Source organism: Flavobacterium sp., from assembly GCF_035292545.1.
Lineage (GTDB): Bacteria > Bacteroidota > Bacteroidia > Flavobacteriales > Flavobacteriaceae > Flavobacterium.
In genome coordinates this window covers 43,660-63,055 of record NZ_DATDPV010000002.1, presented here as the reverse complement: position 1 = coordinate 63,055, position 19,396 = coordinate 43,660, and the positions used below count along the sequence as shown (strand labels likewise).

General features: G+C 35.1%; 19 protein-coding genes. 14 read left to right on the top strand and 5 right to left on the bottom strand.

Going from position 1 to position 19,396, the window contains the following annotated elements; translation table 11 throughout:
- Nucleotides 1-6: 6 nt before the first annotated feature.
- The 3 genes from VI621_RS00435 to VI621_RS00425 form a co-directional block, all read right to left on the bottom strand.
- Complete coding sequence (locus VI621_RS00435; protein WP_324216415.1) at nt 7-342, bottom strand: T9SS type A sorting domain-containing protein; 336 nt, start codon at nt 340-342, stop codon at nt 7-9.
- Between the two features lie 118 nt (nt 343-460).
- A complete protein-coding gene (locus VI621_RS00430) occupies nt 461-1,624 on the bottom strand; it encodes a hypothetical protein (RefSeq protein WP_324216414.1) in 1,164 nt (387 codons plus the stop codon).
- Nucleotides 1,625-1,794: 170 nt separating this feature from the next.
- On the bottom strand, nt 1,795-4,578 hold the full coding sequence (locus VI621_RS00425) for a TonB-dependent receptor (RefSeq protein WP_324216413.1): 2,784 nt from the start codon (nt 4,576-4,578) through the stop codon (nt 1,795-1,797).
- Between the two features lie 227 nt (nt 4,579-4,805).
- Between VI621_RS00425 and VI621_RS00420 the strand changes: the two genes are divergently transcribed.
- The 8 genes from VI621_RS00420 (at nt 4,806) to phoU (ending at nt 12,832) form a co-directional block, all read left to right on the top strand.
- Nucleotides 4,806-5,492, top strand: coding sequence for a response regulator transcription factor (locus VI621_RS00420; protein WP_324216412.1), 687 nt, complete (start codon nt 4,806-4,808; stop codon nt 5,490-5,492).
- The gene (locus VI621_RS00415; RefSeq protein WP_324216411.1) at nt 5,493-6,548 is read left to right on the top strand and encodes a sensor histidine kinase; all 1,056 of its coding nucleotides are present in this window, start codon (nt 5,493-5,495) and stop codon (nt 6,546-6,548) included.
- A 379-nt stretch (nt 6,549-6,927) separates the two neighbouring features.
- Nucleotides 6,928-8,112, top strand: a complete 1,185-nt coding sequence (locus tag VI621_RS00410; RefSeq protein WP_324216432.1) for a porin — start codon at nt 6,928-6,930, stop codon at nt 8,110-8,112.
- 105 nt (nt 8,113-8,217) lie between these two features.
- Entirely contained in the window at nt 8,218-9,078 is an 861-nt protein-coding gene (locus VI621_RS00405; protein ID WP_324216410.1) for a phosphate ABC transporter substrate-binding protein, read from the top strand.
- Nucleotides 9,079-9,328: 250 nt separating this feature from the next.
- Nucleotides 9,329-10,486, top strand: coding sequence for a phosphate ABC transporter permease subunit PstC (pstC, locus tag VI621_RS00400; RefSeq protein WP_324216409.1), 1,158 nt, complete (start codon nt 9,329-9,331; stop codon nt 10,484-10,486).
- The gene (gene pstA / locus VI621_RS00395; RefSeq protein WP_324216408.1) at nt 10,487-11,368 is read left to right on the top strand and encodes a phosphate ABC transporter permease PstA; all 882 of its coding nucleotides are present in this window, start codon (nt 10,487-10,489) and stop codon (nt 11,366-11,368) included.
- A 1-nt stretch (nt 11,369) separates the two neighbouring features.
- Nucleotides 11,370-12,122 carry a phosphate ABC transporter ATP-binding protein PstB gene (pstB, locus tag VI621_RS00390; protein WP_324216407.1) on the top strand — a complete coding sequence of 251 codons (753 nt, stop codon included), beginning with the start codon at nt 11,370-11,372 and terminating at the stop codon, nt 12,120-12,122.
- Between the two features lie 41 nt (nt 12,123-12,163).
- Nucleotides 12,164-12,832 carry a phosphate signaling complex protein PhoU gene (phoU, locus tag VI621_RS00385; RefSeq protein ID WP_324216406.1) on the top strand — a complete coding sequence of 223 codons (669 nt, stop codon included), beginning with the start codon at nt 12,164-12,166 and terminating at the stop codon, nt 12,830-12,832.
- Nucleotides 12,833-12,909: 77 nt separating this feature from the next.
- Here the strand turns inward: phoU and VI621_RS00380 are convergent, their stop codons facing one another.
- A complete protein-coding gene (locus VI621_RS00380; RefSeq protein WP_324216405.1) occupies nt 12,910-13,968 on the bottom strand; it encodes a glycosyltransferase in 1,059 nt (352 codons plus the stop codon).
- Between the two features lie 209 nt (nt 13,969-14,177).
- On the opposite strand from VI621_RS00380, the gene trmB reads away from it, so the two are divergent.
- From trmB to VI621_RS00350, 6 genes are all read left to right on the top strand, one after another.
- The gene (trmB, locus tag VI621_RS00375; RefSeq protein WP_324216431.1) at nt 14,178-14,852 is read left to right on the top strand and encodes a tRNA (guanosine(46)-N7)-methyltransferase TrmB; all 675 of its coding nucleotides are present in this window, start codon (nt 14,178-14,180) and stop codon (nt 14,850-14,852) included.
- 1 nt (nt 14,853) lies between these two features.
- The gene (locus VI621_RS00370) at nt 14,854-15,489 is read left to right on the top strand and encodes a LysE family transporter (RefSeq protein WP_324216404.1); all 636 of its coding nucleotides are present in this window, start codon (nt 14,854-14,856) and stop codon (nt 15,487-15,489) included.
- 6 nt (nt 15,490-15,495) lie between these two features.
- Nucleotides 15,496-15,828: an MGMT family protein gene (locus VI621_RS00365; protein WP_324216403.1), complete on the top strand. Its 333-nt coding sequence runs from the start codon at nt 15,496-15,498 to the stop codon at nt 15,826-15,828.
- Between the two features lie 217 nt (nt 15,829-16,045).
- Complete coding sequence (locus VI621_RS00360) at nt 16,046-16,633, top strand: YceI family protein (protein ID WP_324216402.1); 588 nt, start codon at nt 16,046-16,048, stop codon at nt 16,631-16,633.
- 45 nt (nt 16,634-16,678) lie between these two features.
- Nucleotides 16,679-18,052 (top strand): hypothetical protein, encoded by a 1,374-nt coding sequence (locus VI621_RS00355; RefSeq protein ID WP_324216401.1) that lies wholly within the window; start codon nt 16,679-16,681, stop codon nt 18,050-18,052.
- Nucleotides 18,053-18,104: 52 nt separating this feature from the next.
- Nucleotides 18,105-18,665, top strand: coding sequence for a YceI family protein (locus VI621_RS00350; protein ID WP_324216400.1), 561 nt, complete (start codon nt 18,105-18,107; stop codon nt 18,663-18,665).
- A gap of 70 nt (nt 18,666-18,735) precedes the next feature.
- Here the strand turns inward: VI621_RS00350 and VI621_RS00345 are convergent, their stop codons facing one another.
- The gene (locus tag VI621_RS00345) at nt 18,736-19,281 is read right to left on the bottom strand and encodes a hypothetical protein (RefSeq protein WP_324216399.1); all 546 of its coding nucleotides are present in this window, start codon (nt 19,279-19,281) and stop codon (nt 18,736-18,738) included.
- Between the last annotated feature and the right edge of the window lie 115 nt (nt 19,282-19,396).

The window sequence follows — 19,396 nt, the reverse complement described above, 5'->3', positions numbered from 1 at the left end:
TGTCAACTATTTGATTATTAGTTTTCTAGTGGCGGTAGCTTCGCCTTCTCTGATTTTAATGATATAAACACCAGGGGAAAGTGCAGAAACATTTAGTTCTCTGGAGTTTAAAAGCGTTTGAAGGACTTTTTTCCCCAAGACGTCAAAAATCGTGATTTCTTTGTCTAAAGATAATTTAGAATTAATGTAGATTTTGCCATTACTCACAGGGTTTGGGTAAAAACTCAAGCCTTCGATAGGGTTGTCTTGGTTTTTAGATTGCGGTTTGTTTTCCTGTGCTGAAGCACTGAAAGAAAGAAAACAAAACAAGAAAGCGATAATATAAAAGTAGTTTTTTGCCATCAGTGAAAAATGTTAGGTAAAGATATAAAAAATATTTCAAATAGTATGCCAAAAAAAAACACCTCTCGGAGGAGAAGTGTTTTAAAATAAAAATTATAATCTGTAATCTCTAATAAAATTATTGTATTAGGTTGGTAGTCCCAACAGTTGACCAAGCTCCGGTAGTTAAAGAAGCGCCAGCAGCTGTTGAATTAGTTGTAAATTGACCAGCAGGAAAAGAAACAGTAAACGAAGAACTTCCGGTACCAATGTCAGTAGTTCCGCCATTGATTTTAACGTTTGTCAGTTTTAATTTATTACCATTTACCTGATCGGTGTTTGTCAAGGCATCTTGAATTCTAACTGCTACCGCACCGCTTGTTGTATAACCATCAATTAAAATATTAGTGTACTCTCCATTTCCTTGTTTCTTGAACTGGATGGCATCATATTCAACTGATGCATTTTCAGTAAGTGTACCAGCGGCTCTTTTTAATGTGATGTTAGAAACAATAGGAAAAAAGGAATTGTTTACACTTTTAGCCTCAATCTCCATTCCGAAATTTCCGGTTCCTGTTTGGTAGGCATACCAGTTAGAGTTGTTTTGACCTCTCCATCCATCTTGCCAGTCAAAAGAATCATCATAATTCCCGTAAGAGATTAAGTTTCTTGCGCTTACAGTTCCGCCGTAAAATTCAAATCCATCATCAGCACCTTTGTAAGAAACTAAATTTTCTAAAACGGTACCAGAACCTACTGAGTAGAATGAAAATCCATTCATTTCACTTGTTCCGTCAGTAATTTTTTTACCGGCATATTGTACTTTTACATATTTTAAAGAACCTCCGTTGTGGGTTGCATTTGTTCCTCCGTAAGGTAAGTTAAGACCGTCTTCAGAGGTTGCTGTTGTTACGCCTGCTGCTCCAACAATTGGTGCGTCACCATACATAATAATACCTCCCCAAGAACCTGGAGTACTTGATATTTCTGTGAATACCACTGGCTCAGCAGCAGTTCCGTTTATGATTAATTTCCCGCCGTTTTCTACTACTAATGCATCTACACCACTAGTTACATCTGCAGTAATAATTGATCCGGCATCGAAAGTTACTGTTGCCCCTGATTTGATTTTTACAATTCCTTTTAATGTATAAGTGCCAAAAGCATAAGTTTTGTTTGCTGTAATATCTCCTGTGATTTCTCCAACTACAGGTACTATTGGAGTTGTGTTTTCATCGTCATCAGTAGTACAACCGGTGAAAGCTAAACTCAAAAGACCTAAACTAAATACTAATTTTTTCATTGTGTTATTGTTTTAATTTGTTTTATCAAAAGTACGTCTGGAGTTCAATTTTCTGGTTATCTAAATATTACTAAAACATTATATAAGAATAAATTATATGTAAATTTTACGTTACTTAGGAAACAAAAAAAGAGCCTTTTAAAGGCTCCTTTCAGATTGATTGTTTTTTATTAAAAAGTGTATGAAAGGTTTAAAGAGAAACCAACTCCTTTTTTATATTCTTTTAGTACTAGTGAGCTTTCGGTAATAGGCTGAGAACTTTCTTTACCAAGTTCCAGTTTGTAGGCTGGGTTCAGGAGATTGTCTGCCGAAAACTTCAAATCCAGGTTTTCAGAGATTCTGCTTGACCATACAAAATCCAGTTTGTTGAATTGTTTTTCATAGATATGATCTAATCCGGCTGTTCCGACGGCGAAAATTCGATCACCATACACACCATAAACTAATGATATGGAATTTTTCATAATTTCGTTGAATTCAAAGTCATATTTTAAGTCCGAGTTGAATAACCATGCTGAAGCTCCCTGGAGTTTTCTGCTTGAATTATTTTCTAATGGATTTTGAACTAAATCAACATTAACATCAGTTTTCATTAAAGAAGTATTTAAACCCAATGAAAAATTAGATAAGGATTGGTGAATTCTGCTTAATTGTAAAAGAAATTCTAACTCCGCGCCAAAAAGAATCGCTTCTTTTGAATTTTGATAAGTGGTAATTTGTCCGCCACTACTGGCTGTTGGAATAAAAATTCGTTCAATTGGATTTTTTAGTTTTTTTCCGAATAAACCAACTGCAATTAACTCTTTGTTATTTGGAAATAACTCATATTTTAAATCAATATTTATGTTTTCTGAATCTTTCAAATCCTTATTTCCCGACTCTACAGTTCCATCAGCATTTACATATTGGTTTGGAAGTAATTCCATGGTAATTGGTCTTGTAATCGTGTTTGAAGCGGCAAAACGAATGTTGCTTTTTTCATTCAATTCATATTTGATGTTCGCAGAAGGTAAAATGTTTAATTTATCATCATTTCTCTTTACATAAGGATCGCCGATGGACAGAGAGATAGGTCGATATTTCATCACCCGATTAGAATTTTCTGCCCTAACGCCTGCATTTACTTCCAAAGATTCTCCGAAGTTCCAAAACAAATTGAAGTAACCGGCATTTACAAATTGATTCAGTTTCACCTTGTAATCCGCATTTGATTCTTCCTGGAAAGCCAGTATTCCGTTTTCGACATCACTTGAAATTTGTGTGTCAATAGTATTTAATGTGGTTGTAAAAGGAACTTGAAAAAGAGGTTTTCCAGACAAGAAACGATAAGTAGAGGAAAGATCATTTCTGAAAGTATTGTAACCTACGGACAATTTATTTGATTTTCCGTCAATTTCTTTGCCAAATTTCCAATTGTATTCTAACAAACCCGAAACATAATAATTTCCTTTTACATCAAGGTATTGACGGTTTAAATTATTACCACCATAAGTCGTGGAGATTTCAGTATCGCTCACTTTGTTCCCGATGATGAATTTTCTGTCCGGTTGTTGGAATGTAGTTTTTACGAATGACCCGCCGGCTTTTATAGTGTGTTTTCCATCTTCCGTTAAAGAATAATCACCAAATAATTGAGTATTGAAATAATCGGATTGCTCAAACTGATTTAAACGGATAAGCATGTTTGGATTATTTGTCAAACTGTTGGTGTACCCCAATTGATCCTGAATTCTGCTTTCTGTAGAACGAAGGTAAAATGTGTTAAAGCCAATATTTGCTCTTTTTGCTTTGTATTTTACACCTAACAAGGCAGACGTAGCCGTTTGATAGTTGTATTGTGTTTTGTATAAATTATTGTCATAGTTTCCCTGACCCTGATTAAAAGTCCGGTCTACTCCTTCGCGGATAGTGTATTTGTTATCCGCATTCAACGATAAAAGATAATTGACACTGCTCTCATTTTTTAAATTGAATTTTTCGGTATGTAAAAACCCAATACTCGAATTAATGGGGCTTGAAGATTTGTCAACATTCCAGGAATTGTCCTTGAAAGCCTCTTTAGATTCAGTAGAAGTAAGTTTTCTTCCAGAAGGAGCATTCCCAAATACAGCAGGCAATTTTCTTTCATCTCCAACCAATCCAAAGAATCCTTGCGTAGTATTGGCATCACTGGATATTAAAAAATCTTCACCATTATTGTTGGTGGTATATCCAAAACCAACATTCAGTTTTGTCAGGCTTCCTTTTGCCTGGGCGGTTTCAATATTTACAGTGGCTCCTGCAAAATCACCTGAAATGTTTGGGTTAAATGTCTTATAAACATTCAAAACCCCTACGATATCAGTCGGAAATAGATCCAAAGGAATTATTTTCTTAAATGGACTGTTAGAAGGCGCTTGTAAACCATTAATCAGTAAATTGTTGTATCGGTCTTCTAATCCTCTGACAAATAATCCTCGGGATTCCACTTTCGTGATTCCGCTGATTTTTGTCAATCCTTCTTCCACATCGCTAATTCCTTTTCGAGACATTTCCTGCGCTCCAATACTTTGTTTGATCTCGACTGCTTGTTTTTGATCGAGTAATAAAGCTGTTTCTTTTTCCCGGCTTGATGAGGCTTTTATAACCACATCTTCGAGTTTGTAACTTCCGGAACCTAATGTTTTATTAATGGTAATAGTTTCTCCTGCAATAATGGTAAAAGGAACTTCGACATTTTCATAACCTAAAAAGCTAAATTCGATAACATAATCTCCGGGATTTAAGTTTATGGCGTAGTTTCCATTTTCGTCAGTTGTAGTTCCCGTAGCGGTTCCTTTGATCATGGCGTTGGCAAATGGTAATGTAGCGTTATTTGAATCTTTGTCAGTAAGAACTCCAGATATCGTACCTTTGTTTTGTGCCAAAGCAACTGAACAAATAAATAGTGTGATAAATAATAGTCTAAATTTCATTATTAGTTGTGTTTTATTTTTTGCAAAGTAATGGCCGTTTTGTAAAGTTGAAGTTACTTGCCTGTTACTATTTAGTATGCTAATTATTACGAAATCGTTAACATATTAAATTACCGTTAACACGTTTTATCAGATTGTTTTATCTTTACATTTACAATCGCAATTGAAAATCATCGGATACATTTAACAATTAAAATCCAATGAAATAAACAGACAATTTTGCTATTATGAAGAAAAAAGACATTAAGATTTTATTGGTAGATGACGAACCGGATATTCTGGAAATTGTCGGATACAATCTCTCTCAGGAAGGGTATCAAATTGTTACTGCCGTAAATGGCAAAGAAGCGATCGCTAAAGCCAAAAAAGAATTGCCGCAGCTTATTATTATGGATGTCATGATGCCAGAAATGGACGGAATGGAAGCCTGTGAAAACATCCGAAAAATTCCGGAACTGAGCAATGTTATCATTACGTTCCTGACGGCAAGAAATGAAGATTATTCGCAAGTGGCCGGTTTTGATGCCGGTGCGGATGATTATATTGCAAAACCAATAAAACCAAAATTATTGGTTAGTAAAGTCAAAGCTTTATTGCGCCGATTGAAACAGGAGGAGAAACAAAATTCCGAAACGCTTAACGTGGGCGGAATAGAGATCAACCGTGAAGAATATAAAATCGTAAAAGACAGTATCGAAATTGTTTTGCCAAGAAAAGAATTCGAATTGTTCTATTTGTTGGCTTCAAAACCGGGTAAAGTATTCAAAAGAGAAGAAATTCTGGATAAAGTTTGGGGCAATGACGTTGTTGTTGGCGGTAGAACCATAGACGTTCACATCAGGAAATTACGGGAAAAAATAGGAGAAGATTTATTCAAAACCATCAAAGGAGTCGGATATAAGTTTGAAGTATAAATGGCGATAATTTATAAAAAAACATACAAATTTGCTGTAAAATCAGCCCTCTACATCACCTTTTTTTCTACAGGATTAGTGGGTGTTTTAACCTATTTGTTTTTTACATTTTCCATTTTATTTTGCTTGGTTTTTGCGCTGTCTATCGGTTTCTTTTCTTTTTTTGTCATACAATATCGAGTGGAGCGTTTCATTTATCAGAAAGTAAAAAAAATCTACGATGACGTTTCATTATTAGAATCCAGCACGTTCAGGAATCAACCCATAACTACCGATATGGCTACGCTTACCCTTGAGGTAAAGAAATTTGCCACCGATAAAAAACTGGAAATAGAAACGCTAAAAGTCCGTGAAGAATACCGAAGAGAGTTTCTGGGTAACGTTTCCCATGAATTAAAAACCCCGCTTTTTACCGTTCAGGGCTATTTATCCACACTGCTTGACGGAGCGATGAATGACAAAACAATCCGAAAAAAATATTTAGAACGTGCCGAAAAAGGCGTAGAACGACTCATATATATTGTCCAGGATTTAGACATGATTACCAAACTCGAAATCGGAGATTTAAACTTAGAGATAGCTAAATTCGATATCGTAAAACTAATCCAGAATGTCTTTGATTTACTCGAAATGAAAGCCTCAAAAAAGGATATCCTTTTGATGTTTGATATGAAATACAACAAACCCATTATGGTTGTTGGCGATCAGGAAAAAATCCAGCAGGTAGTGATGAACCTTATCGTAAATTCAATTAAATACGGAAAACTAAAAGGTTCGACAGAAGTAAGTATCGAAAATTTGACGGATGATAAAGTCATCGTTCGAATAACCGATAATGGTGAAGGGATTGAGAAACGAAATATTCCGAGGCTTTTTGAACGTTTTTACCGAGTCGATAAAAGTGGCGCAAGAACCGAAGGCGGTTCCGGTTTAGGATTGTCCATCGTAAAACACATTATCGAAGCACACAACGAGAAAATTTATGTCAACAGTAAATTCGGAATTGGATCTGAATTTTCTTTTACCCTCGAAAAAGCTAGTAAATCCGGTAAATAAATATAAAGTCAAATGTCATTTTAAAGTTTGATTATTTTTTAAAATGACGTAAAGATTGTTGTTTGATATAAAAAGCATATCTTTATAATGCGTTAATAAACAATGAAGTATGATTTGTTTATAACGTTATATTAACATTAGTTTATTATTTAACACTTGCGTAATGTTTAGTTAACATTACGCAATCACCTTTGTTGCACTAAACAAACAACAGCTAATCGTGAAAAAAGTATTATTAATTATCGCAAGTATATTTGTAGCAAATCAAGCATCTGCACAAGTTACTCCAGTTGTAGACAATTCCAAAAAAACGGAAAATGCTACACAAACAGTTACCACTACCAGTAAAGAGGAACTTACTAAGTCTATAGTTCAGGTTATGGATTCCATCAAGAAAGTCCAAGAAAAAACTAAAGAAAAAAAAGAACAGTGGTATGATAAAATCAGCATAAGAGGTTATGTTCAGGTGAGATACAACGGCTTATTTTCTTCTAATGATAAAGTTTCTTGCGACCAATGTGATAAATCTTGGGGAACAACATCTACAGCTGTTGATGCAGAATCGAATAATGGCCTTTTCTTAAGAAGAGCCCGTATCGTGTTTTCCGGTCAAATTCATCCCAATGTGTATTTTTACATCCAACCGGATTTTGCAAGTTCGCCAACATCAGGAGTTAATAATTTTGCTCAAATCAGAGATGCATATTTTGATTTGTCTTTTGATTCTAAAAAAGAATATCGCGTAAGAGTAGGACAAAGTAAAGTGCCTTTTGGATTTGAAAATTTACAATCAAGTCAAAATAGATTAACTTTAGATCGTAATGATGCTTTGAATAGCGGCGTTTTAAACGAAAGAGATTTAGGAGCATTTTTTTACTGGGCTCCAAGCAAAATCAGAGATCGTTTTGCAATGTTGGTAAAAGATGGGTATAAAGGTACCGGAGATTACGGTGTATTTGGGTTTGGGGTTTATAATGGGCAAACTGCCAACAAATCGGAAGCGAACAAAAACTTACATGTGGTAGCAAGAGTAAGTTATCCTTTTGTAATTGGAAGTCAAATCATAGAGCCGGGACTACAAGCTTATACTGGGAAATGGGCTTTTACAAATGAACTTTCTACAGGAGTAACTACTGCGGACAAGCAATATACAAAAGATCAAAGGGTTGCTGCTTCTTTCGTACTTTATCCAAAACCATTTGGGGTTCAGGCCGAATACAATATCGGGAAAGGACCTCGTTATAATAAAGTGACTAATACTGTTGACGTTTCTGATTTAGAAGGAGGTTATGTAACCCTAAATTATAAATTAGATTTACCAAAACATCAATTGATTTATCCGTTTGCTAAATTTCAATATTATGACGGAGGGAAAAAATTTGAGAAAGACGCCAGAAGTTATACGGTAAGAGATTATGAACTTGGAATAGAATGGCAGCCTATTAAAGCATTTGAATTAGTAGCGACATGGGTAATTGCCGACAGAACTTTTGAAGACAGTGCGCTTCCAAATAATAGACAGCAAGGTAATTTATTAAGATTACAAGCCCAGTTCAATTTTTAATAATTAACCAACAAGATTATAATATCATAAACATAGTATAATGTTGGCTTAACATATTGTTAATACAGAGTATGTATTTTTGTACAAAATTTAAAAACCTATAAAATGACCAAAACAAAATTATTCTTAATCTTACCTTTAATAGGTTTGTTAAGTTGTGGTAAAGCAAAAAACGAAGATAAAGGAACTGAAGACAAAGCAGCTGCTATTTCTGTTACAATCAAAGGAAGTGATACCGTTTTGCCATTAGCACAAAAAGAGGCTGAGGAAATGATGAAAACCAATTCTGATGTTAGTGTGACTATTGTAGGAGGAGGAACCGGAGTTGGTATTACGGCGCTATTAGATGGAACTACCGATATCGCGATGGCTTCCAGAGATTTGAAAACGGAAGAAAAATTAAAATTTTCTGAAGCAAAAAAAGATATCGAAACAGTGACAATTGCCTTTGATGCCTTAGCGGTTATTGTTAATCCTGCTAACAAAGTAGGCCAGTTAACACGTGAGCAATTAGAAAAAATCTATACAGGACAAATCAAAAACTGGAAAGAAGTTGGTGGCGAAGATGCTAAAATTGTAGCGTATTCAAGAGAATCTTCTTCTGGAACTTATGAGTTCTTTAAAGAAGAAGTATTGGATAAAAAAAATTATGCTGCTGATATCTTGAGTATGCCAGCAACAGGAGCTATTGTTCAGGCGGTAAGCCAGACAAAAGGAGCTATCGGATATGTTGGACTGGCTTATGAAACTAAAGAAGTAAAAAAACTTTCTGTTTCTTACGACCAAGGGAAAACTTTTGTTGCTCCAAGTGTAGCTTCTGCAAAAGATAAAACTTATCCAATTTCAAGACCATTGTTCTATATTTTTGATAAAGTAAATGCTGCAAAAGTAAAAGCGGTTGTAGATTTTGCTTTGTCTCCAGAAGGTCAAAAAATTGTTTCTGAAGTGGGTTACGTACCATTATAATAAAGTTTATTTTTAAGTTACAAAAGGCTGTCTGTTTTAGGCAGCCTTTTTTGTTATTTCATTTTCATATTTTTTTTTACAGAAAGCAGAAACGATTTGCGTACTTTTATACTTAACTTTAAATTAACATAAGGTTAATGTATAAAACACATTCGGAATACAAGGCTCATGTACTTTTGCTGCTAAATAAACTATAGATTTGAAAACAAATTTTAAAAAAATAAAAGAAAAAATAATAGAAACAATATTGATGCTAAGTAGCGCCGCTACCAGTATTACCGTTGTTCTGATTGTTTTTTTTCTATTTATTGAAGGCGCAGGAGTTTTTACCAAAAAGCCTATTGAAGAAGGTTTTTTATTGGCAGTACATTCGACCAATCCAATAAAAAAATTAGAGCCTTCCCAAGTAAAGGATATTTTCGATCAAAAAATCACCAATTGGAAACAGTTAGGCGGAAAAGACGAACCCATCGTTTTATTTAGAACCGAAGATATTACCGAGTTTTATTCCGATGAGGAGCTGGGAGAAAACTTCGAACATTTCCCAGCGAAAATTGATGAGTATGTTTCAAAAACCCCTGGCGTAATTGCGTTCTTTTCAGATAAATACAAAGCCAAAAACTTTCATGGAAAAGAATTGGAAATCAATAAAATTAAAATTTTCGAATTTCTTTCCGGAGAAGAATGGTTTCCAACTGCACAGCCTATTGCGCAAATGGGCGTTAAGGCATTAATTTACGGTACGCTGTGGGTGAGTTTTGGAGCAATATTAATAGCATTGCCCATTGGTTTGGCAGCAGCCATCTATTTGAGTGAAATAGCCCGAAAAAGAACCCGTAATATTTTAAAACCGCTCATCGAGTTATTGGCAGGTATTCCATCGGTGGTCTATGGTTTTTTTGGCTTAGTGGTTATCGTACCTTTAATTCAAAGTGTTTTCGGATTGCCTGTCGGAGAAACAGGTTTAGCAGGAAGCATTGTTTTGGCAATCATGGCATTGCCAACGATTATCACCATTTCAGAAGATGCGATGCGCACCACGCCACGCGCTATGAAAGAAGCCAGTTTAGCTTTGGGCGCGAGCCATTGGCAAACGATTTATAAAGTAACCATACCTTATTCTGCTTCCGGAATAACAGCAGGAGCCATCTTAGGAATTGGTCGCGCTATCGGTGAAACGATGGCAGTTTTGATGGTAACGGGTAATGCTGCCATAATTCCACATACCCTTTTAGCTCCGTTAAGAACCATTCCCGCTACCATTGCGGCCGAATTGGGCGAAGCTGCAAATGGCGGATTGCATTATCAATCGTTGTTTGCTTTGGGATGTATTTTATTCCTAATCACGTTCTGCATAAATATGTTGGTGGAATTGGTCACCAACAGAGGATCTCATAAAAAACATTAAATGATGACTAAAGAAATTCGTTTAGCAAAACAAAAAAGAAGAAACCAAAAAATTGCTTTTGGACTATTTCAATTCACCAGCTATGCCGTAGTGGGGCTCTTATTTGTAATATTGGCTTTCATAGTAATAAAAGGAATTGGCGTTATCAGTTGGGAGTTTATTTCAGAAATGCCAAAAGAGGGGATGACCCAAGGAGGAATTTTTCCTGCAATCGTAGGAACCCTTTGTCTGGTTTTTGGCAGTATGATTTTTGCCTTTCCAGTAGGTGTTTTGGCCGCTATTTACATGAATGAATATGTAAAAGATGGCTGGATGAAAAAAATCATCAAACAAATGACCAACAATCTGGCCGGAGTTCCATCGATAGTATTTGGACTTTTCGGTATGGCGTTGTTTGTTAATAAACTTGAATTTGGAGATTCCCTTTTGGCGGGGTCTTTAACCTTAGGATTGTTGGTTTTGCCAGTGGTAATCAGAACAACCGAAGAATCATTGAAGTCAGTTGATGATACCTTCAGGCAAGCCAGTTTAGGTTTAGGCGCAAGTAAATGGCAAACCACCAGTAAGGTAGTTTTTCCTATTGCGTTTCCAAATGTTATTACAGGATTAATCCTTTCTATAGGAAGAGTTTCCGGAGAAACAGCCCCTATTTTATTTACCGTTGCGGCTTATTTTTTACCAAAATTACCCACTTCGATTTTCGATCAGGCGATGGCGTTACCGTATCATTTGTATGTGATTTCAACCAGTGGAACAAATATAGAAGCGTCTCGGGCAATGGCTTACGGAACGGCACTTATTTTAATTATAATCGTATTAATTTCTAATTTATTGGCGAATTCACTTCGTAAATATTTTGGAAAAAAAGTAAAAATGAATTAGCATGAACAAAATAGAATCAAAAGATATCAATTTTTATTACGGGGAAAGTCAGGCTTTGCATAATGTTTCGCTGTCTATGAAAGAGAATACGGTTACGGCATTAATCGGGCCTTCAGGTTGCGGGAAATCGACTTACCTGCGTTTGCTGAATCGGATGAATGATTTGATTGATAATACGCATTTAAGTGGTTCAATTTTGATTGACGGTCAGGATATTTATGACAAAAACACCAATGTGGATGATTTGCGTAAAAATGTGGGTATGGTATTTCAAAAACCAAATCCGTTTCCAAAATCCATTTTTGAAAATGTGGCTTATGGCCTAAAAGTAAACGGAATTACCGATAAAAAGATCATCGAAGAACGCGTAATTACTTCTATAGAACAAGTGGCGCTTTGGGGAGAAGTAAAAGACAAACTGAAGAAGTCGGCTTTTGAACTTTCAGGTGGGCAACAACAACGTTTGTGTATTGCACGTGCGTTGGCGATTCAGCCTTCTATATTGTTGATGGATGAGCCTACTTCTGCTTTGGATCCGATTTCTACCTCCAAAATTGAAGAGCTGATTTTCGAATTAAAAAATAAATATACCATCGTCATTGTAACGCACAACATGCAACAAGCGGGTCGTGTGAGCGATACTACCGCTTTTTTCTATATGGGCGAATTGATTGAATATGATAAAACAAAGACTATATTTACAAAACCGGCACAAAAACAAACGGAAGATTATATAACAGGTAGATTTGGATAATTTTTTCAATTTCAAAATATTCTAATCTTTAAATTAAAAAAATGGCATCACAATTAGAAACAGAATTAGCGAAGCTTAAAAGCGCAATTATAAAAATAAGCAATCTTGCAGAAAACCAAGTTTTTGAAGCAATGGGCGTGTTGCTTTCCGAGCCTATTTCCGAAAAGAAAGAAGTAAAGAAAACGGAAAGTAAAATCGATAAATTGGATGTAAAAATCGAAGATATCTGTCAGGGTGTTTTTGCTTTGCAACAGCCGGTGGCCTCGGATTTAAGATTTATCATGTCTGCCATGCAAATGAGCAATGAGATAGAACGAATTGGAGATTTGGCAATGAGCGTGATAAAATTATCGAAAAATATTAATGCGAAACACGAATTAATAGCCAAATTTAATATTACAGAAATAGCCAAAGAAGTAGAATCCATTGTAATAAAGACAAATCTTTGCTTTCAGACTTTGGATGAAAAGGCGATAGGAGAAATTTTTGGTTTGAACAGCAGCATTAAGCTGAAAGGGGAAGCCGCCATTCAAAATATCATTGGCGAAATGAAAGACAATTCCAAATCAGTGGTTTCAGGGACTAATCTTATTATGGTTTTGAAACATTTGGAAAGAATGGGAGAGCATTGCACGAATATAGCCGAATCGGTCTATTTTATGATTAATGCTAAAATAATCAAACACGAGAAAAATTTGGATAAGAAATAGTTCTATAAATAAATTTTTAAACTGGCTTTTGTTTCTGATTAAGAAGTGAAAGCCAGTTTTTTTATGACCACAAATTGTTATTTAAAAATAAGAAATAGATTTTCCCAATCCACATTATTATTAAAAGTTTGCAAACCTCGGTATAATTCTGTTTCAAGCAGGTTTTCAATTTTGAAATTGTCTTGTTTTGCAAAGGGAACCAAACCTTCTCTTTTTAATTTTTTTGCCAGATATTCCTGTTCGTATTGCCCGGGAGTCGGGATGAAAAAGGCTTTTTTTCTCAATTGTGCCAAATCCATAATGGTGGTGTAGCCCGAACGGCTAAGCACGAGTTCACTTTCGTTAAAAGCCTGTTCCAGTTCTGATGAATTCATGAAATTATAGTAAGTGACATTTTCGATGATTTCCGTTTTTTGTTCGGATTCTACTTTTCCTTTGATGAAAATCACTTGACCTTTAAATCGGGCTGCTTCGGTTTTTAATCGGTCTTCCAAAATGCCGCGTTGAGGTTCGGGTCCGGAAAGCATTACGAGTAAGTCGTATTTTTTAGGAACTAATTTTTTTTGCAGTCGGCTTAATGGTCCGATGTATTTTATTTTGAGATAAGGATTATCAAGATGCCCTAACTTTCCGGTTAGATTTGGTGTTCCGGCCACATCTGGAACCCAACATTCTGTATATTTTTTAATGATATTCTGATGGAGTTTACTGGTAATCCAGGAAGTATTTCCGGTTAAAACATTCAGTTGGTGGGTGATAAAAACGGACGGAACCTTTTTACTGAACACGCCCAGACGGTTGTCTGAAATAATTCCTTTAAGGGTATATTCCTCAATCCATTTCGAAACGATTTTTTTTTCCTGGAGAATGGCCCGGATCATTTTTGGACTATTCTGAATCATTTTCCATTTGAAAAGGGCGCCGTTTTTTGCATATTCAATTTGGTACGAAGGCAATTCCAGGGTTTGAAGATGCGGAAATTCTTTGCGTAGCATCTCCAAAGCAATTCCGTCGGAAGCAATAATGGGCGTAAATCCGTTATTTTCGAGCTCTCGAATAATCGGAATACAGCGCGTGGCGTGGCCTAAGCCCCAATTTAACGGTGTGATGAGTATGTTTTTTTTTGTTTCTCCCAAAATTAATTGATATTCAAATGATTGGTTAGCCAACCCTGATGGCAATGGAAATCCCACGCTTTTTTGCGTGGATTGCAATGTACAGCAGGAATTGCATGGCTAAAAAAGCCGGAAATGCTGTTCCTAAATTATGCTTTTCAGAATGTAAAGATAAAAACATTTCAAATCATTTATATTTCCTTAATTTTGCCAAAATATTAAGAAACGTCGTGGGAAGTAAAAATAAATTAAAAAGGTTCAGGGAAAACGAGACATTTGAAAACGTTTTTCAACCAACGAGAGAAGAAGTGGTGGGTGATTTATTTCCTTTGAAAGGGAAATGGAATTCAGATTTTTTCAAAAATGACAATCCGTTAGTTTTGGAGTTGGGTTGTGGAAAAGGAGAATATTCCGTTGGTCTGGCCGAAAAATATCCGAACAAAAATTTTGTAGGAATTGATATTAAAGGGGCCCGTTTTTGGCGTGGTGCTAAAACGGCGGTTGATACCGGTTTGCATAATGTGGCTTTTATTCGCACGCAAATCGAATTGATCAATCATATTTTTAGTGAAAATGAGGTCGATGAAATTTGGATTACGTTTCCGGATCCGCAAATTAAATACAAACGCACGAAACACCGAATGACGAATTCCGAGTTTTTGCAATTATATAAAAAAATCCTGAAACCGGATGGGGTGATGAACCTGAAAACCGACAGCGAATTCATGCACGGATATACTTTGGGATTGCTTCATGGCGAAGGTCACGAAGTATTGTATGCCAATCATAATGTGTATGTAAACGAAGGTTCTCCGGAGGAAGTAACTGCTATTCAGACGTTTTATGAGAAACAATATTTGGAAATTAACAAAGCAATTACGTATATTCGTTTCAAAATAAAATAGAATGGTTTTCACTTTGCCGTTATTTTTGGGTTTTTTAACAGCTGCTGTTGGCATCACGCCACCAGGGTTAATTAATATGACGGCAGCCAAAGTGAGCTTGAAAGACGGAAGAAATGAAGCGATTTCTTTTGCCATTGGAGCGACTGTTATTGTTTTTTTTCAAACTATTTTAGCCTTATTATTTGCGGAATTTATAGACAGGACCCCGAATGTCATTAATATCCTTCAGGAAATCGGATTGGTTATTTTTAGTCTGTTGACCGTTTACTTTTTTTGGACGGCCGGAAAACCAAAAATCCCAAAGGAAGAACTCAAAATAAGAAGTAAAACCAATCGTTTTTTTCTCGGAATGCTGCTTTCAGCGTTGAATTTATTCCCAATTCCTTATTATGCTTTTATAAGCATCACTTTGTCTTCTTACGGTTATTTTTCTTTTAGTAAATCATTCGTTTTTACCTTTGTTTCAGGAGTGGTTTTAGGTTCTTTTTCAGTGTTTTACCTATATATTTTATTTTTCAAAAAACAAGAAGGGAAATCCTCTTTTCTGATGAATAACGGGAATTATATTATTGGTTCCATTACCGGATTGGTTTCGTTGATTACTCTTTTTAAACTCCTCAGACCGTATTGGTTTTAAACTAAAATGGCAGAACCAAACGATAACTTTTTTGAAAGAGTCTATGCTGTCGCGCGACAAATTCCCTACGGAAAAATCACCACCTATGGCGCCATTGCCAAACATCTTGGAGCTGCCCGTTCTGCCAGAATGGTCGGTTGGGCCATGAATGCATCGCACAATAGCGAAGATATTCCTGCCCATCGTGTCGTGAACAGAAAAGGCTTGCTTACTGGTAAACACCATTTCGACGGGACGAATTTGATGCAACAATTACTCGAAAGCGAAGGAATTGAAGTAGTCGATAATCAGATTATGGATTTTGAAAAGCATTTTTGGGAACCGAAAAGTATTCAGTAATGGATTTTGTATTCAGATCTTAATTTTTCTGTTGCAAAAAAAAACATTTACTCATTAAAATTTAAACTTGTTTTTTAAACTTTTCCTTTAGAACTACAACGTTTTCGCCCGTTTTTTCTTCATAAAATTTTCTATCTTTTATTTATATACCTGATATATGTCATGTTGTTCGCTTTATTTTTGCCCGTAATTTGTCCTATAATTAAAACAGAACAAAATGAAAAAGTTAAAAATAAATCGCAACATTTTTTTGGTATTCCTGCTATTATTTTCTTCAATCTATACATTAAAAGCTCAAGAGTCTAAAGTTGTGCTGGCAGAAAGTAAATTAACAGTTTTAGGAACCTCAAATGTTCATGATTGGGAAATTGAAGCCAAAGCAATGAGCGGGAAGTCCGTTGTTAAGATTGAATCGGGAGATTTAAAAGCAATTAAAAGTTTGGATTTTGCAGTTGAGGCAGAGCAATTGATAAGCGGTAGAAAAGGCATGGATGCAAACACTTTTAAAGCTTTAAAAAGCAAAACGTATAAAACAATAAATTTTAAGTTGATAAATGTTACAAAAATCACTAAAACCTCTGAAAACAATTATACAGTGGACACTAAAGGCGATTTAACCGTATCTGGCGTGACAAAAAGAATAAATCAAACTTTTGAGGTTAAAGTGTCAGGAAGAAGAACAATTTTTTCCGGAAAAACAAAAATTGATATGACGCACTATAACATTAAACCTCCAAAAGCCTTAATGGGCACCATAAAAACCGGAGCGATAGTAACGGTAGATTTTAAAGTAACATATAACTAACAAGAATAAAATCAAACAAAATAATAACTAAAATAATCAATTAATATGAAAAGAATTTATCTTATAACTGCTGCTTTATTAAGTATGGTAGCGGTTAATGCTCAAAATACCTTTGGGCATATACAGAACCAAATTTCAAGAGATCAAAACGGAATTAATCAATTTGATGTAAAAAAAGACTCGGTAGAATACAAAGGGATTAGTGTAGATTTGGGTGCTGCTTTCGCATTGCAATTTCAAGGCGTAAAATCATATAATAATCAAGAGAATTTAGCAGCGCCAATTGCAAACTATAGATTAAATAATCTGGAAAATAATTTCAATTTGCCTACAGCGAATTTAACCATTGGAGCTCAGTTGTATGATGGCGTTCGTGTAAATTTAGATCTTTACCTAGCATCACGACACCATAATGAAACATGGGTTAAAGGAGGATATTTACAAATTGACAAGTTGGACTTTATAAAAAAGGATTTCATGTCAGGCATTATGAAATATGCTACTATTAAAATTGGACAAATGGAAAACAACTATGGTGATGCCCATTTTAGAAGATCAGACAATGGAAATGCTTTAACAAATCCATTTATTGGAAATAACATCATGGATGCATTCATCACAGAAATGGGAGCTGAAGTTTATTATAACAGAAGCGGTTTTGTAAGTATGTTAGGAGTAACCAATTCAAAATTAAACCAAAATGTTAAAGAAATAGTTCAGGCAACTCCTACTGTAGCTGCTCCAGATCAAAACACTACCATTAGCCCAACTATTTTGGCTAAATTAGGATACGATAAACAAATTGATAAAGATTTGAGAGTGAGAATTACAGGGTCTTTATACCACACTTCAAATTCTAGTTCAAACTTGTACACTTCTGACAGAGCAGGAAGCCGTTTTTATGGTGTGATGTCTCACGCTGCATATACTGGAGCTTCTGGCGCAGTAGCTGACAATTTTGATCCGGCTGCAAACAAAGACACCGGTAGATTCAATCCAGGATACGGAAACTGGGCGACTTCTTATATGATTAACCCGTTTGTGAAATTTAAAGGATTTGAGTTCTTTGGTACTTTAGAATTTACTTCAGGAGGAGATGCAAAAGGTATTGATGAATCACGTTCAGTAAACCAATACGTTGGAGATGTATTGTACAGATTCGGTAAAAATGAAAGCTTTTATGTTGGAGCAAAATACAATGTGGTAACAGGAAAACTAAGAAATGCCGATGCTGAAGAGGTAACTGTAAACAGACTTGAAACCGGATTGGGTTGGTTTATGACCAAAAACATTTTAGCTAAAGTAGCCTACGTTAATCAAAATTATGAAGATTACAGTCAATTTACCAACGGAAATCCAAATGATTTATATGGAGGAAGTTTCAATGGAGTGATGTTTGAAGCCGTTATCAGTTTTTAAGTAATGAATAAATGAAGAGAAAGGCGAAAGTCTTTCTCTTTTATAAAAAGCCATGAGAGTAGTTAGCATTATAATATTAGTTTTCGTCCTTTTAAGTTTTGGTCTTAATCCCATTAAAACCAAAGTTAAAATTACATCTAAAAGTGAGGTAACCATTAAAGGTAAATCAAATGTCAATTCTTTTGAATGTAAATATGATTCAGATTGTATCGAAGATGAAATTTCGGTTACTATAACAAGAAGTAATGCAAAAATACTTTTTGACGGTGCGAAAATCGCGATAGAAAGTAAAGGTTTTGATTGCAGACATAAAATGATTACCAAGGATTTCAAAAAAATATTAAAAGCAGACGATTATTCCCATATTGATATTGATCTGGAAGAATTAGTGACCAATAAAAACGAAATTACAGCAAAAATTTGTGTTGAAATTGCAGGAGTAAAAAAACAATACGCAGTACCTGTTACTTTTGACCAAAAAAAGCTTAATGTAAAAGGAATATTAAAAATCAATATCAAAGATTTTAATTTAAAATCACCCAAAAAGTTATTAGGCATTGTCGCACTTAATGACAATGTTGCCATTAATTTTAATTTGTTTTTGCAATATTAATGATTAGTTTTTTTATTCAATTTAAAGAGCACTTTTTTAATGTGCTCTTTTATTATTATATGATGCCCTGTTAATCTCCATTATCGCTTTCATTTTCATCGTTTTTCTTACGATTCATTTCGGCAATTCGCAACAGATAGTCCTCGATAGATTCATTTTCTCCAATGGGAATGTTCTCCAGTAAACTATCAAAACCTTCAATAAAATTGCTGTATTTCGTAAAAGTGTCTTCGAGCAATTGCTCGTTTTTTGATTCCCAATAATTGCCTTCGTCGTTTAAATCAAAATTCTCCAAATATTTTTTGTTGATATAATCAAAAAACACCATCAGCTGTTTGTGGATTTCCGGACCGGCAAACTGGGTTTTTACGGACAGATAATCCTCGTTTAAATCATTTTTCGGAATCTTTGGTTGTTCAATCTCCCAAAAGGGACTCAGCTTTCCATTAGAAAGGAAAGTCAGGCAAACCACTTCGCAATTGGGTGGACTGAAACAAATGCCGTAAACAGTATTGTAATTAGGTTCAATAGTAAAAACATCGTTTGGAAACTGATCTTCAAAAATATGGTGGCTCCACAGGTTGGTTTGCGCAATATCGGTCACTTCTTCAATCATTTTTTTTAATGAGAGAGGATTTTTTAAAGCGCCTTTAAAATGAAAACTTAATCCCATAACCAATGCTGATGAATGTGAATTACGAATTTAGTCTTTTTATGTTTAAAAGTGATCT

Coding starts and splice junctions, on each gene's coding strand:
- pstA (WP_324216408.1), top strand. CDS start 10,487: ATGATGACTAAAGAAATTCGTTTAGCAAAACAAAAAAGAAGAAACCAA.
- VI621_RS00420 (WP_324216412.1), top strand. CDS start 4,806: ATGAAGAAAAAAGACATTAAGATTTTATTGGTAGATGACGAACCGGAT.
- VI621_RS00425 (WP_324216413.1), bottom strand. CDS start 4,578: ATGAAATTTAGACTATTATTTATCACACTATTTATTTGTTCAGTTGCT.
- phoU (WP_324216406.1), top strand. CDS start 12,164: ATGGCATCACAATTAGAAACAGAATTAGCGAAGCTTAAAAGCGCAATT.
- VI621_RS00355 (WP_324216401.1), top strand. CDS start 16,679: ATGAAAAGAATTTATCTTATAACTGCTGCTTTATTAAGTATGGTAGCG.
- VI621_RS00415 (WP_324216411.1), top strand. CDS start 5,493: ATGGCGATAATTTATAAAAAAACATACAAATTTGCTGTAAAATCAGCC.
- VI621_RS00350 (WP_324216400.1), top strand. CDS start 18,105: ATGAGAGTAGTTAGCATTATAATATTAGTTTTCGTCCTTTTAAGTTTT.
- VI621_RS00410 (WP_324216432.1), top strand. CDS start 6,928: ATGGATTCCATCAAGAAAGTCCAAGAAAAAACTAAAGAAAAAAAAGAA.
- VI621_RS00345 (WP_324216399.1), bottom strand. CDS start 19,281: ATGATTGAAGAAGTGACCGATATTGCGCAAACCAACCTGTGGAGCCAC.
- VI621_RS00430 (WP_324216414.1), bottom strand. CDS start 1,624: ATGAAAAAATTAGTATTTAGTTTAGGTCTTTTGAGTTTAGCTTTCACC.
- pstC (WP_324216409.1), top strand. CDS start 9,329: ATGCTAAGTAGCGCCGCTACCAGTATTACCGTTGTTCTGATTGTTTTT.
- VI621_RS00365 (WP_324216403.1), top strand. CDS start 15,496: ATGGCAGAACCAAACGATAACTTTTTTGAAAGAGTCTATGCTGTCGCG.
- VI621_RS00435 (WP_324216415.1), bottom strand. CDS start 342: ATGGCAAAAAACTACTTTTATATTATCGCTTTCTTGTTTTGTTTTCTT.
- pstB (WP_324216407.1), top strand. CDS start 11,370: ATGAACAAAATAGAATCAAAAGATATCAATTTTTATTACGGGGAAAGT.
- VI621_RS00405 (WP_324216410.1), top strand. CDS start 8,218: ATGACCAAAACAAAATTATTCTTAATCTTACCTTTAATAGGTTTGTTA.
- VI621_RS00370 (WP_324216404.1), top strand. CDS start 14,854: ATGGTTTTCACTTTGCCGTTATTTTTGGGTTTTTTAACAGCTGCTGTT.
- VI621_RS00360 (WP_324216402.1), top strand. CDS start 16,046: ATGAAAAAGTTAAAAATAAATCGCAACATTTTTTTGGTATTCCTGCTA.